Source organism: Streptomyces sp. GL_140 (genome assembly GCF_057834465.1).
Genome location: NZ_CM174404.1, coordinates 7945893 through 7960701 on the forward strand (window position 1 = coordinate 7945893; position 14809 = coordinate 7960701).

14 protein-coding genes are annotated in these 14809 nt (G+C 71.8%); 4 read left to right on the plus strand and 10 right to left on the minus strand.

Annotated elements, in window-relative coordinates:
• Nucleotides 1-57 precede the first annotated feature (57 nt).
• From AC3IYJ_RS36875 to ligA, 6 genes are all read right to left on the minus strand, one after another.
• Complete coding sequence (locus AC3IYJ_RS36875; RefSeq protein WP_489403040.1) at nucleotides 58-783, minus strand: response regulator transcription factor; 726 nt, start codon at nucleotides 781-783, stop codon at nucleotides 58-60.
• A 29-nt stretch (nucleotides 784-812) separates the two neighbouring features.
• Nucleotides 813-1595 carry a DUF5666 domain-containing protein gene (locus AC3IYJ_RS36880; RefSeq protein WP_489398870.1) on the minus strand — a complete coding sequence of 261 codons (783 nt, stop codon included), beginning with the start codon at nucleotides 1593-1595 and terminating at the stop codon, nucleotides 813-815.
• A gap of 32 nt (nucleotides 1596-1627) precedes the next feature.
• A complete protein-coding gene (locus tag AC3IYJ_RS36885) occupies nucleotides 1628-2851 on the minus strand; it encodes an ABC transporter permease (RefSeq protein WP_489398871.1) in 1224 nt (407 codons plus the stop codon).
• The gene (locus AC3IYJ_RS36890) at nucleotides 2848-3723 is read right to left on the minus strand and encodes an ABC transporter ATP-binding protein (protein ID WP_489398872.1); all 876 of its coding nucleotides are present in this window, start codon (nucleotides 3721-3723) and stop codon (nucleotides 2848-2850) included. The genes AC3IYJ_RS36885 and AC3IYJ_RS36890 overlap by 4 nt, the downstream gene beginning before the upstream one ends.
• On the minus strand, nucleotides 3710-5050 hold the full coding sequence (locus AC3IYJ_RS36895) for an efflux RND transporter periplasmic adaptor subunit (protein ID WP_489398873.1): 1341 nt from the start codon (nucleotides 5048-5050) through the stop codon (nucleotides 3710-3712). The genes AC3IYJ_RS36890 and AC3IYJ_RS36895 overlap by 14 nt, the downstream gene beginning before the upstream one ends.
• 192 nt (nucleotides 5051-5242) lie before the next feature.
• The gene (ligA, locus tag AC3IYJ_RS36900; protein ID WP_489398874.1) at nucleotides 5243-7297 is read right to left on the minus strand and encodes an NAD-dependent DNA ligase LigA; all 2055 of its coding nucleotides are present in this window, start codon (nucleotides 7295-7297) and stop codon (nucleotides 5243-5245) included.
• Nucleotides 7298-7404: 107 nt separating this feature from the next.
• On the opposite strand from ligA, the gene AC3IYJ_RS36905 reads away from it, so the two are divergent.
• Both AC3IYJ_RS36905 and AC3IYJ_RS36910 read left to right on the plus strand, forming a co-directional pair.
• Complete coding sequence (locus AC3IYJ_RS36905; RefSeq protein ID WP_489398875.1) at nucleotides 7405-8022, plus strand: TOPRIM nucleotidyl transferase/hydrolase domain-containing protein; 618 nt, start codon at nucleotides 7405-7407, stop codon at nucleotides 8020-8022.
• Nucleotides 8023-8141: 119 nt separating this feature from the next.
• Nucleotides 8142-8666, plus strand: a complete 525-nt coding sequence (locus tag AC3IYJ_RS36910) for a GNAT family N-acetyltransferase (RefSeq protein ID WP_489398876.1) — start codon at nucleotides 8142-8144, stop codon at nucleotides 8664-8666.
• 64 nt (nucleotides 8667-8730) lie between these two features.
• On the opposite strand, the gene AC3IYJ_RS36915 is transcribed toward AC3IYJ_RS36910, so the two are convergent.
• A complete protein-coding gene (locus tag AC3IYJ_RS36915) occupies nucleotides 8731-10083 on the minus strand; it encodes a helix-turn-helix domain-containing protein (protein WP_489398877.1) in 1353 nt (450 codons plus the stop codon).
• A 139-nt stretch (nucleotides 10084-10222) separates the two neighbouring features.
• Between AC3IYJ_RS36915 and AC3IYJ_RS36920 the strand changes: the two genes are divergently transcribed.
• A complete protein-coding gene (locus tag AC3IYJ_RS36920; protein ID WP_489398878.1) occupies nucleotides 10223-11590 on the plus strand; it encodes a M64 family metallopeptidase in 1368 nt (455 codons plus the stop codon).
• An 80-nt stretch (nucleotides 11591-11670) separates the two neighbouring features.
• On the opposite strand, the gene AC3IYJ_RS36925 is transcribed toward AC3IYJ_RS36920, so the two are convergent.
• From AC3IYJ_RS36925 to AC3IYJ_RS36935, 3 genes are all read right to left on the minus strand, one after another.
• Complete coding sequence (locus tag AC3IYJ_RS36925) at nucleotides 11671-12711, minus strand: vWA domain-containing protein (protein ID WP_489398879.1); 1041 nt, start codon at nucleotides 12709-12711, stop codon at nucleotides 11671-11673.
• A 132-nt stretch (nucleotides 12712-12843) separates the two neighbouring features.
• Nucleotides 12844-13299 (minus strand): GNAT family N-acetyltransferase, encoded by a 456-nt coding sequence (locus AC3IYJ_RS36930; RefSeq protein WP_489398880.1) that lies wholly within the window; start codon nucleotides 13297-13299, stop codon nucleotides 12844-12846.
• A 248-nt stretch (nucleotides 13300-13547) separates the two neighbouring features.
• On the minus strand, nucleotides 13548-14228 hold the full coding sequence (locus AC3IYJ_RS36935; protein ID WP_489398881.1) for a DUF998 domain-containing protein: 681 nt from the start codon (nucleotides 14226-14228) through the stop codon (nucleotides 13548-13550).
• 165 nt (nucleotides 14229-14393) lie between these two features.
• On the opposite strand from AC3IYJ_RS36935, the gene AC3IYJ_RS36940 reads away from it, so the two are divergent.
• Nucleotides 14394-14717, plus strand: coding sequence for a YciI family protein (locus tag AC3IYJ_RS36940; RefSeq protein WP_489398882.1), 324 nt, complete (start codon nucleotides 14394-14396; stop codon nucleotides 14715-14717).
• The last annotated feature ends 92 nt before the right edge of the window (nucleotides 14718-14809 follow it).

Consider the following 14809-nt stretch of genomic DNA (forward strand, 5'->3'; position numbering starts at 1 on the left):
CGGAGGCGGGGACGGAGGCGCAGGACGGGGCGGGGGACGCGAAGGCTCCGCGCCATGTCAGCCCTGCGGGCGGCGCAGGACGTACCCGATGCCGCGCACGGTGTGGATGAGCTTGGCGGAGCCGTCCGCGCCGGAGTCCACCTTGCGGCGCACGTATGAGATGTACGACTCGACGATGCTGACGTCACCGCCGAAGTCGTACGCCCACACGTGCTCCAGGATCTGCATCTTGGAGACCACGCGATCGGCATGGGTCATCAGGTACGTGAGCAGTTTGAACTCGGTGGGCGACAGGGAGACCGGCCGGCCGCCGCGCAGCACCTGGTGGCCCACCGGGTCCAGTTCGAGGTCGCCGACGACCAGCCGCCCCTCGCCCGCGGGGCCACCGGTGCGGCGCAGGATCGCGCGGATCCGGGCGATCAGCTCCTCCAGGCTGAACGGCTTGGTGACGTAGTCGTCGCCGCCGGCCGTGAGTCCGCCGATCTTGTCGTCCACGCCGTCCTTCGCGGTGAGGAAGAGCACCGGAAGGTGTTCCGCCCCCGGTTCGCCACCGGCCGCCTCGCGCAGCCTGCGCACCACGGCGAACCCGCTGATGTCGGGCAGCATCACGTCGAGCACCACCAGATCGGGCCGCTCCTCTGCGACGGCCGCCAGCGCGTCGGCTCCGTTCGCCGCCGAAGTGACCTTGAAGCCGACGAACCGCAGCGAGGCGGACAGCAGCTCCCGGATGTTCGGCTCGTCGTCGACGACCAGCAGGCTCGCCTCGGGCGTGGCCGTGTCCATCTCCAAGGGGGTTTCCCTACCTCTCGCGCTCAGCCCCGTCCGCCGCCGAAACCTCCGCCGCCGAAACCTCCCCCGCCGCCCTGGGCGACGGCCGTCGCCGCGACATCGCCCGAGGGGGACTGGCTGCCGCGCACGGTCACGGTCTGACCCGGCTGGAGGTCGGACACCTTGCCGCTCCTGGCTTCGGTGATCTGCGTGCTGGTATCGGTGGTGATCTTGACGACCTTGCCCTGGGCGTCCGTGACGTAGAGGGTGGTGCCGTCGACGAGCTTCACCGTACCGGTGGTCACGCCGGCCCCTGCGCCCAGCCCGCCCGTCGCACCCCCGGCGCCCTGCCGCGAGCCGTTCTGCCCGGTTCCGGTACGGCCCTGCCCGGTGGCTCCCTGGCCGAAGCCCGTACGCCCTTGGCCGCCCGCCCCGGCGGCCGGGTTGCGCCCGGAGGCCGCGGCCGCGGACCCGGACCCGGACCTGGATCCGGCCGGTCCCTGGAGGTGGCCCTTCTCGACCAGGGCACCCCCGGCGAACGCCAGCCCGGCCACCACCCCGCCGGAGAGCAGCATGCTCAGCCAGGGCAGCCGGGGCCGGGGCGCGGCGGCGAGCTCCGCCGAGATGTCCCGGGTGTCCGGGGGCTCGGCCAGGATCCGCTCGGGATCCTCGGAATCCTCGGGATCCTCCGCGGGTCCCGCGGCGGGACCCTGCGCGAAGGGCTGCTCCTCGGCGGCCGAGCCGTCGAACACCTCGGCGAACGGCGTGAACCGGTCCTCGGTCGCCTCGGCGGGCTGCTTCTCCAGTTCGGTGCGGCGTCGTGCCATGTCAGTCTCTCCCTGTCCCCGCATGTGTCGGCTCACTCGTGCCGCAGTGCTTCGATGGGCCGCAGGCTCGCGGCCCGGTTGGCCGGATAGCCGCCGAAGAACAGCCCGATCACCACCGCGATGGCGAAGGCTCCGACGACCGACTCCGGAATGACGACCGGCTTGATGCCGACGATCGTGAAGTGCGAGCCGATCAGCCCGGCCGCGACGCCGAGCCCGCCACCGATCAGCGAGAGCAGCGTCGACTCGGCCAGGAACTGGCCGAGGATGACGCCCCGGGGCGCCCCGATCGCCTTGCGGATGCCGATCTCGCGCGTCCGCTCGGTGACCGTCACCAGCATGATGTTGGTGATGCCGATCCCTCCGACCAGCAGGGAGATCGCCGCGACCGCGCCCAGCAGCACGGTGAAGGTCTTGTTAGTGGAGGCCTGGGTGGTCAGCAGGGACGCCTGGCTCGCCACCCGGAAGTCCAGCGCGGCCGGGTCCTTGATGCCGTGCCGCGCCATCAGGACGCTCGTGATCTCGCTCTGCGCCGCCGTCGTCGCGTCCGCGGACTTGGCCTCGACGAGGATCTGGCTGACCGAGCCGAAGCCGGTGAAGGCGTTCTGCACGGTGGGCAACGGCGCGACCACCACGTCGTCCGGATCCTGGAACCCCGTACCGCCCTTGGTGGCGAGCACCCCGACCACGGTGAACGGCGTACCGCCGAGCACCACCTTCTGGCCGACGGGGTCGGCCGTGCCGAACAGGTCGGTGGCGGTCGTCGAGCCGATCACGGCCACCTTGCGGGACGCCATTACGTCGTCGCCGCTGAAGTAGTCGCCCTTGGCCACCTTGCTGTTGGAGGCCTTGAAGTACGCCGGGTAGGTGCCGACGACCTGGCCGACCGTGTGCGAGGTGCCCTCGTGGAGAGCGGTCTGCGAGGTGGTGACCTCCGGCGCCACCGACTCGACGTGCGGGGCGGCCGAGGAGTCGGCGAGCGCCCGCGCGTCCTCGACGGTCAGCGGCTTCGTGGAGCCCGCGGAACCGGCGCCGGAGCGCGAGCCGCCGAATCCGCTGCCGGAGGAGACGGTCAGGGCGTTGGTGCCGAGCTTCTCGATGGAGTCCTTCACCGCCTGGGAGGAGCCGTTGCCGACGGCGAGCAGCAGGATCACCGCGGCGACGCCGATCAGCACGCCCAGCATTGTCAGCGCGGAGCGCACCTTGTTCGCCGCGAGGCCGCCGAAGGCGAAGCGCAGCGTCTGGAACGGGTTCACCGAAGACCTCCGGACACCGCGTGCTGCCCGCGCATCGCAGGCGGGGGCCCGCCGACGGGCGCTTGCCGGAGGTCCTCGACGATCTGGCCGTCCACCAGGCGCAGGACCCGCTTGGCGTGCCGGGCCACCTCGTCCTCGTGGGTGATCAGTACGACGGTGCGGCCCGCAGCGTTGAGCCGGTCCACGATCGCCAGGACCTCCTCGGTGCTGCGGCTGTCCAGGTTCCCGGTCGGCTCGTCGGCGAGCAGCATCGCCGGAGCGGTCACGAGCGCGCGGGCCAGGGCCACGCGCTGCTGCTGGCCGCCGGAGAGTTCGTTGGGGCGGTGGTCCATCCGGTCGGCCAGGCCGACGAGGGTGAGCGCGGCCTCCGCGCGGCGCCGCCGCTCGGAGGTCTTCACCCCGGCGTACGCCAGCGGCAGTTCCACCTGAGCGAGGGCGGTGGTGCGGGGCACCAGGTTGAACGACTGGAAGACGAAGCCGATCTTGCGGTTGCGGACCAGCGAGAGCTGGTGCTCGTCCAGTCCGCCCACGTCGATCCCGTCGAGCAGGTAACGGCCCGAGGTGGGTGTGTCCAGGCAGCCGAGGATGTTCATCAGGGTCGACTTGCCGGATCCGGAGCTGCCCATGACGGCGACGAAGTCACCCTGCTCCACGCGGAGTTCGACTCCAGGCTGGTGGCCCGTCGCAGGATCGCGCGGTCCGCCGAGCGCGCGGACCGCGGCGTCGCCGTGCCCGTACGTCTTGAACAGCGCCCGGACCTCGATCACCGGCGGTACGGGTCGTCGCGCCACGTCGGCCCCCGGCGCCGGCGCCCGGCCGGCTTCTCGGGCGGCCTGCGGCGCGGCAGCAGCGGCGGCGTCATCCGCGGCCACCCCCGCTGCCACCGGTACGCACACCCGTGCCCCCGCGGTTGCGGGCACCGCCGGCCCCGGCGCCGCCGGGGAAGGCTCCGTTCGGGAAGCCGCCGTTGCCGGCCGAGGACACCGCGGCCAGCTGCACCTGCTCGCCCTCGGTCAGTCCGCTGACCACCTGGTCGGCGCTGTCGCCCTCGAGGCCGAGGGTGACCGGGGTGCGCACGGTCGTGCCGTCCGACTTGACGACGGTGACGGTACGGTTCTCCCCGGTCCCGGACACGGCCGCGGCCGGCACCGACAGGGCGCCGGACGCCTCCCCGGTGACGACCTGGATGCTGGTGCTGAGGCCGCTGCGCAGGTCGTCGGTGGGGCTCGTGACGGTGAGGGTGGCCGAGTACTGCACGGCGCTCCCGCCGCCCGAGTTGCCGCCACCGGAGGCGGATCCGCTGCTCAGGGGCAGCGAACCGACGGACAGGACGGTCGCGTTGAGGACCTTCCCGGACATCGCGTTGAGGGTGACCGTCGCCGGCTGGCCGGGCTTCAGCTTCAGGGCGTCGGCCTCCGAGAAGTTCGCCGTCACCTGCATGCCGGACGGGTTGGTGAGTACCACGAACCCGGAGAGTGTGGAGGAGGAACTGGCGCCGGAGGAGGCCGAGTTGCTGCTCGATCCGCCGTTTCCGCCGCCCGAGCCGCTGCCGCCGCCATTGCCGTTCGTTCCGGTGACCGTGTCGCCCACCTTCGCCGAGACCGAAGCCACCGTCCCGTCGGCCGGCGCCTTCAGTACCGTCCCGTCGACGGCGCGCTGTGCGGCGTCCACCGCGTTCTGCGCCTGGGTGAGCTGGGCGCGGGCCTGGGCCAGCTGCGCCGGGTCCACGGTCGGAGCGGGGGCCGGCGCGGGCGTGGAGGCGGAACCGCCCCGCGAGGAGGAGCCCGTGCGGCTCGAAGCCGAACTCACCTGACCGGCCTCGGCCTTGGTGAGGTTGGCCTGGGCCGCGGTCAGTGCTGCCCGAGCCTGGTCGAGCGTCTCGGTCGCGGCGGTCGCATCGACCCTTCCGAGCAGCTGGCCCTTGGTGACCTTGTCTCCCGCCTTGACGCCGACCTCGGTGAGCCGGCCGCCGGTGGTGAAGTTCACCCCGGCATCGCTCGGCGAGCTCAGCGAACCCGCACCGGAGACGGTCGCGAGGACGGTGCCCTTGGTGACCGCCACGGTCCGCGCGCCGTCGCGCGCCGGACTGCCGCTGTCACCGGCCACTGCCGCGTACGCGCCGCCGGCGCCCGCGAGGACCGCCACTCCGAGCACCGAATTGATCAGGACGGCCCTGCGCCGCCGTGGGAGCACCTTCATGGAGCAGGATCCTGGCCGCCCGTACTTTGCGGGGTCTGGGAGCTTCCTGGGAGTTCCCTGGGAGCCCTGCTCCCGCACGAAGCGGGCAAAGGGCCCCATAGGGTGCGTCCGGTACGGTCCTGCGTCCTGCCCGGGGCCCCGGGACCCCCGCACTGCCAGGGAACTCCCAGCACCGGCACCCCGGCATCCCCGTCAGACCAGGTAGTCGGCGACCAACTCGGCGAAGTCCTCCGGCGAGAGGACCTCGACTCCGGCCTCCGCCGCCTTGACCGCCTTCGAGCTCGGCTTGCCGCTCGCGGAAGGCGCGGCGACGAGGAGGGACGTCTTGGAGTTGACGCTGCTGCCCGCGCGCCCGCCCGCCTTCTCGATGAGGGCATTCATCTCGGACCGGCCGAAGCCGTCCAGCCGACCGGCCATCTTGCCGGTGACCACGACGACCTTGCCGTCCAGCGGACCCCCACCGGGGACCGCCGACGGTCCCTCGGGCTCTACCATGTTGACGCCCGCCGCGATCAGCTTGTCGATGACGGGGGCCAGGGCGGCGACCTGCTCGACGATGACCGGGGCCTTCTCCGGGCCGATCCCCTCCACGTCCTGCATCACGGCCGCGTCTGCCTGGCGGATCGCCTCCATCGTGCCGAAGTGCCGGGCGATGCGACGCGACATGCTGCGTCCGGTGCCGAGCACGCCCAGGGCGCAGAAGACCCGGTTGAGCGGCCGGGACTTGGCCACCTCGATCTGCTCGGCGAGCTTCGCGGCCCGCTTGGCACTGCCGGCCGCGACGGTGAGCTGCTCGAGGGAGAGGGTGAAGAGGTCGGCGACGTCGGTGACGTCCCCCGACTCGACCAGGGCCGCCACGTACGTCCTGCCCAGGCCGTCGATGTCGAGCATCTCGCGCCCGCCGGCGTACTCGATCAGGGCCGGGAGCGCACACGAGGTGCCCTTCGCGCAGCGCCACCGCTCCTGGGTCTTGTCGATCTCCCCGTCGCAGCGCGGGCAGGCCTCGGGCAGGGGCACCGGCACGGCTCCGGCCGGACGCAGCCGGACCACGGCCGCCTGCACGCGCGGGATGATGTCGCCCGCCTTGTACACCGTCACCGTGTCGCCGAGGTGGAGGTCGCGCCGGCGGATGTCGGCCGGGTTGTGCAGGGTGGCCCGGGTGACGGTGGAGCCGTCTATCTCGACGGGTGCGAGCAGCGCGGTCGGAGCGAGGACCCCGGTGCGGCCGACCTCCCACACGACCTCATTCAGCACCGTCTGCCGCTCGACCGCGGGCAGTTTGACCGCGATCGCCCAGTGCGGGAAGCGACTGCCGACCCCGGCCGCCTCCTGCTCGGCGGTGTCGTTCAGCTTGACCACCACGCCGTCGATGCCGACGGGCAGTTCCGCGCGCATGCCGGCGATCCCGTCGATCCGCTGCTGGGCCTCGGCGAGATCGGCGACGAGGCCCAGCCCGGCCGCGGTGGCGGCGGTCGTCCGCACTCCGGCCGCGGCCACCGCGGCCAGGGTCTCGGCGTGGGTGCCCGCGACGGGCAGGAACGGGGCGCCGTCCAGTTCCACGGCGCCGTAGGCCCAGAACGTCAGCTGGAGCCGGTACGGCCGGTCCTTGGCCCTGAGCGTGCCCGCCGTGCCGTTGCGGGGGTTGGCGAAGACCTGCGCGCCGTGGGCGGCCCGGACCGCATTGGCCTCCTCGAACTGTTCCTGGGTGAAGGCCACCTCCCCGCGGACCTCGAAGGTGGCCGCGTCGGCCAACTGCTCGGGCAGCCCGTCGATCTGGCCGATCACGTGGCTGATGTCCTCGCCGTGGCCGCCGTCGCCGCGGGTGATGATCTGCACCAGGCGGCCGTCGCGGTACCGGGCGGCCACTGCCGCTCCGTCGATCTTCGGCTCGACGGTGAACCCGCCCTCCGGGGCGCGGCCCAGCCGGCGCTCGACGGATGCGCCCCAGGCCAGCAGCCCTTCGGCGTCGAAGACGTTGTCCAGGCTCAGCAGCCGGGTGGTGTGCGCGACATCGCCGGCCGGGGCGGCGCCGTCCGCGACCAGGCCGGTGGGGGAGTCGGCGGAGACCTCGGTGGGGTTCTCCCGCTCCCAGGCCAGGACGGCCAGCCGCAGCCGGTCGTACGAGACGTCGTCCAGCGTGCTGTCGCCGTCACCGTAATAGGCCTGCGAGGCCGAACGCAGGACAGGGAGAGCGGCCTCGTACTCGGTACGACTGGACAGAGCCTCAACGGCGGAAGGAATCGTCATGGGAATGATCCTCTCGTGGGGCACTGACAATGGCCGCGCGGCCGGTCGGAGCCCGGCGCCGCCGAAAATCGCGTGCCCGTACCGCGGGCGGGGCGCAGACTCGCACCATGGCGGACATGAGTGCGTTCCGGGACGCGGTCGGGGACTGGGCGAGCGGCGGACCGGGCGGGCCGGCGAGCGAGCTGGCCGAGCGGCTGGGCGTGCGGACGGCGGTGCTCCTCGAAGGACCCAGCGACCTCGCGGCCGTTGAGGCCCTGGCCGCCCGGCGCGGCCGGGACCTCGCCGCCGAGGGGGTGTGCGTCGTGTCCATGGGGGGTGCCATGAACATCGGCCGCTACGCCGGCCTCCTGGGGCCCCCGGGCCTCGGGCTGCGCCTGGCGGGGCTGTGCGACGAGCGCGAACAGGGCTTCTACGAGCGGGGCCTCGAGCGTGCGGGGGCCGCGCACCGGGACTTCGCCGTGTGCGTGGCGGACCTGGAGGACGAGCTCATCCGCGCGCTGGGCACGCAGAGGGTCGAGGAAGTCGTCAGGGCCGAAGGCGACCTCCGGCCCTGGGAGACCTTCCGGGGACAGCCCGCACAGCACGGTCGGCCCCAGGGGCAGAAGTTGCGGCGCTTCCTCGGGACGAAGAAGGGCCGCAAGATCCGCTACGGCCGCCTCCTGGTCGAGGCCCTCCTCCCCGAACAGGTGCCGGCCCCGCTCGACGACCTCCTCGCGGGCCTGTAGTCAGGCCCGTGTGCCGGGCCACGGCCCGCCTGCCTGCCCGCTCGTGAGGGCACGAATCCGCTGCTCAGCCCGCACGTGACACCGATCTCGGAACCGTCCGCGACTGTTATCGTCCGATCATGCCTGAGCTGATCACACCCACTCCCCGCCTGTACGCATCGTGGCACGCCGCGCAGGAGGAATGGGGCGCCGATGCCCACATGGACGGCGCCGGGCTCGGCTCGGACGACGATGTGGACAGCCCGGAGGGCTTCGCCGCCTGGACGGAGCGCCTGAAGGGGTACGGGGACCGCACCGCGCCGGTCGAGCACGGACGCGTCCACGCCACCTACTGGTGGATCGCCGAGGGCGACGAGTACCTGGGCGCCATCGACCTCCGGCACTACCTCAACGGATTCCTGCTCGATGCGGGCGGCCACATCGGCTACAGCATCCGGCCCTCGGCCCGCCGCCGAGGCATCGCCACCTGGGCCCTGGCCGAGGTCCTGCACGAGGCACGACTGCTGGGGATGGACCGGGTGCTGCTCACCTGCGACCCGGACAACCGTGCCTCGATCCGCACGATCGAGAGCAACGGCGGCGTGCTGGAGGACGTCCGCGAAACCCTGATCGGTCCCAAGCGGCGCTACTGGATCGATCTGTAGCGGTCCGGTCCGGTCCGGGCCGAACCGGCGGCCGTCCCCTCCCGGCCGGCCGCCCAGCCGTCGGCTACCGCGCCGCCGGGTGGGGCGGGAACGCCGGTACCGCAGGTGCCGGGCCCAGGGTGGTGGTTCCGGGAGCCGCCCGATGGCCCAGGCCCGTCCGGTAGGCGTCCAGGGCCGCCTCGGTCCGGCCGGACCTGCGGAGCAGGTCGCCCAGGAGGCGGCACAGGTCGGCCAGGTCGCCGGTCGCCCCGCTCCGCTCCAACAGCGCCAGGGCCTGTACGTAGTGCTCCTCGGCCGACTCGTTCTCGCCGCGCTCCTCCGCCATCAGGCCCAGGAGCCGGTGCGCGCCGCCCGCGTGCACGGCGCCGTGGCTGTCCCCCAGTGCCAGGAGCGCAGAGAGCAGCCCGGCGGCCTCCTCGTACCGGCCGAGCCGGCGCAGCACGTCGGCCAGCTCGACCTCCACCTGGGCGGTGTACAGGGCCGCGCGGCCGGCCGAGAGCATCTCCCGGGCCGTGCGCAATTCCCCCTCGGCGGAGGCGAGATCGCCGTTCTGGGCGTACAAGTAGCCGCGCATCCAGTGGCAGTGCGCCAGGTCGGTCCGCAGCTGCAACTGCCCGTAGATGGCTTGGGCCTTGGCGATCGAGGCATCGGCATCGGCCACCCGCCCCTCGGTCAGGAACGTCCGGGCGACCTGCCGGTGCATGCCCGCCACCAGGGCCGGGTCGCCGACTCCGGGGGCCAGGGACAGGGCGAGCTCGGCGGCGTGGGCGGCCCGGGCGTGGGCACCCATGTCGATGTACGGTCCGATGACCGCGGAGTAGAGCAGCACCAGCGCCTCGGGATCGGCCAGTCCGCTCGATCCCAGCTCGTCGATGGTGGATTCGAGCAGGTAGCAGGCGTAGCGCAGTTCCCCGGCGAGCAGGTGCGCCACGGCGCGGCCGCGGATCGGGCGGGCCCGGCGGGGGAGCGGCTCACCGGCCAGAAGCCGCTCGGCGGCCTCGAAGTGGGCTATCGCATCGGGCAGTTCACCCGACTCCAGAGCGCAGTCCCCGAGCCCGAGCAGCGCCGCGACCCGCTCGTCGGCGAGCCCGAGGTGCTCGGCTTCGGCGAGGAGGCGCCCGTAGCGTACGGCGGCCTCGTCGGGTGCGCCGGAGGCCAGTAGCTGCTGGGCGTCGGTGAGGGCGAGGCGCAGCTCCGTGGCCAGATGGGTGGGGCGTCCGGTGGTCAGCTCCTCGTAGGAGGTGCCGAGTCGCCCGGCGAGGAAGCGCAGCGCCGCTTCGGAGGGCCGCACCTTGCCCGACTCCAGCGTCGAGATGTAGGCGGGGGTGTACGAGGGCTCTGCCAATTTCCGCTGGGTCAGGCCGAGTTCAGTGCGCATGCGCTGAACCCTGCGGCCGATTTCGGCCGGTTCGTTCATGGAGTCCCCCTCGTTGCTCGAACTCCCAAGTATTCAGGGGGAGCGGGCCATTGCGCACCGGTCGTGCGCCACCTAACTTAAGCAGCTGATTCATTTCACTTACACGGATGCTTAACTGCCCTTTTCCCAGGAGGACTTCATGCGACACGTCAGACGGCCGACCGCCCGGCCGGTCCTGAGCGGGGTCGTCGCGGCGCTCTGCGCGACCTTCGCGCTGCTGGCCGCCGGGCCCGCTCGCGCGGCCGAGGTTCCGGGCGCCGTGCCCCGGGTCGCGGTGGAGATTCCGGGGCCGGAGCAGGGTGGTGACGCCGGATCGGGTCACGTGCTCGTACCGGTCGGCGGGGGCGGCGGAGCCGCGGCCAAGGGCGGAGCCCGGCTCTCGGAGGCCGAGCGGGCCGCCGACGGCGAGGTCACCGAGCTCATCGACAACGGCCCCACCGCCGACCGCCTGGATGTGGTCGTCATCGGCGACGGCTACACCGCGGCCGAGCTGGCGAAGTTCCACACCGATGCCAAGGCCAAATGGGCCGAGGTGACGGCCGTCGAGCCTTACACCACGTACCAGAACCTCTTCAACGTCTGGACGGTCGACGCCGTCTCCCACGACTCGGGTGTCACCGGCGACCCTGACCGGACGACCGTCCGCGACACGGCCCTCGGCGCGTACTTCTGGTGCGAGGCCATCGAGCGGCTGCTGTGCATCGACCAGCCCAAGGTGGACGCCTACGTGTCCAAGGCGCCGGAGGCCGACCTGGTCATCGTCCTGGCCAACAGCGCCAAGTACGGCGGCGCGGGCTACAACGAGCCCAGCGCCACCCTCGGCTACGAGGGCATATCCACCGCCTCGGCGGACAACGCCAAGTCCGGCCAGGTCGCCATCCACGAGACCGGCCACTCCCTCGGCAAGCTCGCCGACGAGTACTTCTACCCCGGAGTTCCGGACTACGAGCGGTACACCGGCCCCGAGCCGGCCGAGTCCAACATCACCACGCTGCCCGCCGACCGCATGACCCAGGAGCGGGCCAAGTGGTTCCGCTGGCTGGGCGAGCCCTCGCCGGACGGCGGCACGGTCGGAGCGTACGAGGGGGGCGGCTACTTCGTCACCGGGCTGCAGCGGCCCACCGACAACTCGATCATGCGGGCCCTGGGCAAGCCCTTCAACCTTCCCGGCGTCGAGTCGATGATCGCCGGCTTCTACAAGCACGCGAGGCTCGTCACCCCGCTCACTCCGACGGACCGCACCCTGCGGCTGCGTCACAGTGCGAGGGTGGCCGTCCCCCGGCTGACCGGGGCGGACGGCCGCCGACCGGTGGTCCGCTGGTACCTCGACGGCCGGGAGCTGAGGCGCCTTCAAGGCCGCACGGAGGTCCCGGTCGTGGACCTGTGGCTGTTCGACCTCCGCACACACAAGCTGTCGGTCACCGTGGAGGACCGCACCCCGTCGGTACGCGACCCCGAGATCGCCCGCACCCTGCGCTCCACCGCCACCTGGGCCGTCCGCCTGTAGCCCCCGCCCCGGCCCCGCTCCCGGACCGGATCGGCCCGGACCCCCGGGAGCGGCTTCGGTCCGTGCCTCGCACGCGGTGTTCAGACCATGAACAGGAGACGTGTGTTGGGCACCAGCTTCCGGTTCACGCTGGTGCTCTGCACGAAGATCGTGAAGTCGTCGTTGTGGTCGGGCTTGATGCGGACCTCCGCGTCCGGAAGGCCGAGCACGGCCCGGGCCTCCGGACCCGTGTACACCCGGTCCGTCTTCTTCTCCAGAACGGCGATCTGCTTTCGCGCCTGGATCTTTTCCGACTTGCTCAGCTGATAAAAGGCGCAACCCGTACGGTAATTGTGTCCGGATTCGACGACCCAGTCCCGGATCGCGGCTTCGCGCGCCACCGGAATCAGCTGGTACTCCGACGGATTCGCCGGAGTGAGACCGGCCGCCTTGATGGTGTCCTTGTTCACGGTCTCGGCACCCGTGGAGAAAACCGCCCGGGATCCCCGGATTCCCTTGGTGCGGCCCACCATGAATTTCTCGGTGGCCTGCTGGATCACCTGTCCGGCCTCTTCGAGGCCCTGCGTGCTGGTGGCGTCCCAAATGGCGATGTTGTTCTTGGGGAAACCGCACTGCATGGCCTCGCGCTTGCCCATCTGGTCCGGCACGAGGACGGCCAGCGTCCAGTTGTCCTCCTGAGTCTCGACCATCTTGGCGACGGCCTGCACCAGTTCACGAGGATCCCTGGTGGGGGCATCGGGGCAGCGGTGGCTGGCGTTCTCCTGACCGTCGGTCAGCACGAACGTCAGGAAGCTGTGGTCGCCGTACAGCTGCGCCGTCTGGGCCAGCTCCCGCTGCGACTTCAGCGTGGCCGCGAGCAGGGACGTCATTCCGCCTACCTGGTACATCTGTTTCAGGGACGGCATCCGCAGCACGTCCTTGTCGTAGATGACGCACTGCACCTTGTCCGCGAATACATACACGGTGACACGGGTTTCCTGGTCCAATTCCTCGGACCGGCGGGCCAGATAGGAGATCTGCTGATCGGCGACCTCGATAACCTTGCCGCTCAGGTGGGACATGGACGAACTGGCGTCCAACACAAGAGCAACGTGGTTGATGTAGTTCTGGTTTCCGGACATGAGCACTCCCCGTTCTCCGACTGGATGCTCCTATCCTCTCAGCCACCACTGACAATCGATCTTTGAGCGCAGGCCGGAGGCAGAGCCCCGCACCGTTCGGGCGGGGCCCAGGGCCCCAGGGGCCCGGCGGGGTCAGCGCGACGGGGCCATGTCGTACGTCACCCACATCGTGCGCGTCGCGACCTGGTCGTACTTCGACCGGGCCCGGTGGTTGTCATCGGCGGTGATCCAGCGGACCACGCTCCAGCCCCGCTCCGCGGCCATCGTGCGCAGGGCGTCGAGCAGCAGGTCGGCCGCGCCCGAACCGCGGTGCTCGGGTGCGACGAACAGGTCGTCGAGGAAGCAGCCGACGGTCGCCGACAGCGGCCGGGCGAACGGGCGGTAGTGGGCGAGGCCGAGGAGACGGCCCTCGGCGTCCTCGGCGACCAGCGCGCCGACCTCGTGCCCGGCGTCGGCGATCCACGCCCACACGGTCGCGGCGGCCTCCTCCGTCTGCTCCACGTTGTAGAAGTCGGCGTAGCCGCGGTAGAGGGCGCGCCACTGCGCGAAGTCTTCGGCCCGGGGGGCGCGGACGATGATGTCGGACATGGCGGGAACTCCTGTACTCGGACCAACTCGAACCAACTCGGACCAACAAGGACCCTGCGGTCCCGGGAATCGATCATCGCGCAGGGCGACCGGGAGGAAACGCGCCGCGCTGTCGAAGTGCGGGCCGCCGGACCGCCGACATGGACGGGTCGCGGCAGGGCGGAACGCGGGGCGACCCGCCGCCGGCGCCGAGGAGGATCTCGGCACCAGGGGCGGGTCGTGGACGGGGCTCCGGAGGAGTGGGGGACTCAGTGGCCGCGGCGGAACCGGTTCGCGACCAGGGAAATCGTGAGCATGGCGGTCAGGACGCCCACGGCCAGCGTCAGCGTGCCGGCCTTGCCGCCGCTCATCGCCCAGCCGTTGCCGATCAGGAGCGTGGTACCGGCGACGCGGGTGAGCACGGCGTACCCGCGGTTGCCGCGACGGTTGAAGTGACGGGCGAGGACGTAGCACGCGGCGATCAGCGAGATGAAGGTGGCCGAACCGGCGGCGAAGTGGGCGTAGCTGTGCCAGGTCAGAGTGGCGGGCGGGCCGTAGGGGGTGCCCACGGGGAAACCGTCGGCGGGGTCCATGACGAACAGGCCGGCCCCGATCATGCCCAGGCCGGCGACCCGGACCAGGCGCGGCGCCCAGGTGCCTCCGGGAGTTCCGTCCATGGCCCGGCGCAGGCCGGTCGCCCCGAGGGCGAGCAGGACTCCGGCGACCAGGAAATTGGCGATCTGGAGCCACCCGAGGGAGCCGTTGCTCAGGGCGCTGAGCGGGTGGTGGGTGATGTCGAAGCCGTCCCGGGTGGCGGCCTGGGTCAGTGCGACGAGCGCCCACACCGGAGAGGCCACGACCACGCAGGCGAGCAGCGAGCGGGTGGCGCCCCCGGCCGGGGCGGCGGTGGAGGTGGTGGTGGCGGCGGTGCGGCTGTCCACAGTGGTCATGAGGGGGTCCTCCCGGGTTCGGCGTGTTCGGTTTCTCGCTGACACGTCGATCCGCTGATGTGACAGGGAATGCATCCGTTCCCTGTCACATCACCTGGTTCGACGTGTAGGCAGACAGAGACAGGCAGAGGCCGGCACGCACGGCACGACGAAAAGAGGAATCCCATGCGCTACCTGATGACGACCAGGCCCACCGACACCGCCCCCGACGAGACCCTGTTCGCCGAGATGGGCAAATTCATCGAGGAGCTCACGGCCGCCGGTGTCCTGCTGGCCACCGGCGGCCTGGAGCCGGGCGGGATCCTGGTGAGCTCCGCCGGCAGCGAGATCACGGTGACGGACGGTCCGTTCGCCGAGGCCAAGGAGGCCGTGGCGGGCTTCGCGCTGATCGAGGTCCGGTCCAAGGAGGAGGCGATCGAGCTGGCCCGCCGCTTCCGCAGGATCGTCGGGGACGGCGAGAGCGTGGTCCAGCAGGTCTTCGGCCCCTGAGCCCTCGGCCCCTGAGTCCTCGGTTCTCCGCCCCCCGGAGCCGTCGGCCTTCCGGTCGGCGAAGGCGGCTGCCCCGGCTTGCGAGCGAGCCG

Bases quoted from the DNA above. Each gene is read 5' to 3' on its own strand.
- AC3IYJ_RS36875 (WP_489403040.1), bottom strand. From the start codon at position 783: ATGGACACGGCCACGCCCGAGGCGAGCCTGCTGGTCGTCGACGACGAG.
- AC3IYJ_RS36880 (WP_489398870.1), bottom strand. From the start codon at position 1,595: ATGGCACGACGCCGCACCGAACTGGAGAAGCAGCCCGCCGAGGCGACC.
- AC3IYJ_RS36895 (WP_489398873.1), bottom strand. From the start codon at position 5,050: ATGAAGGTGCTCCCACGGCGGCGCAGGGCCGTCCTGATCAATTCGGTG.
- ligA (WP_489398874.1), bottom strand. From the start codon at position 7,297: ATGACGATTCCTTCCGCCGTTGAGGCTCTGTCCAGTCGTACCGAGTAC.
- AC3IYJ_RS36905 (WP_489398875.1), top strand. From the start codon at position 7,405: ATGGCGGACATGAGTGCGTTCCGGGACGCGGTCGGGGACTGGGCGAGC.
- AC3IYJ_RS36910 (WP_489398876.1), top strand. From the start codon at position 8,142: ATGCCTGAGCTGATCACACCCACTCCCCGCCTGTACGCATCGTGGCAC.
- AC3IYJ_RS36915 (WP_489398877.1), bottom strand. From the start codon at position 10,083: ATGAACGAACCGGCCGAAATCGGCCGCAGGGTTCAGCGCATGCGCACT.
- AC3IYJ_RS36920 (WP_489398878.1), top strand. From the start codon at position 10,223: ATGCGACACGTCAGACGGCCGACCGCCCGGCCGGTCCTGAGCGGGGTC.
- AC3IYJ_RS36925 (WP_489398879.1), bottom strand. From the start codon at position 12,711: ATGTCCGGAAACCAGAACTACATCAACCACGTTGCTCTTGTGTTGGAC.
- AC3IYJ_RS36930 (WP_489398880.1), bottom strand. From the start codon at position 13,299: ATGTCCGACATCATCGTCCGCGCCCCCCGGGCCGAAGACTTCGCGCAG.
- AC3IYJ_RS36935 (WP_489398881.1), bottom strand. From the start codon at position 14,228: ATGACCACTGTGGACAGCCGCACCGCCGCCACCACCACCTCCACCGCC.
- AC3IYJ_RS36940 (WP_489398882.1), top strand. From the start codon at position 14,394: ATGCGCTACCTGATGACGACCAGGCCCACCGACACCGCCCCCGACGAG.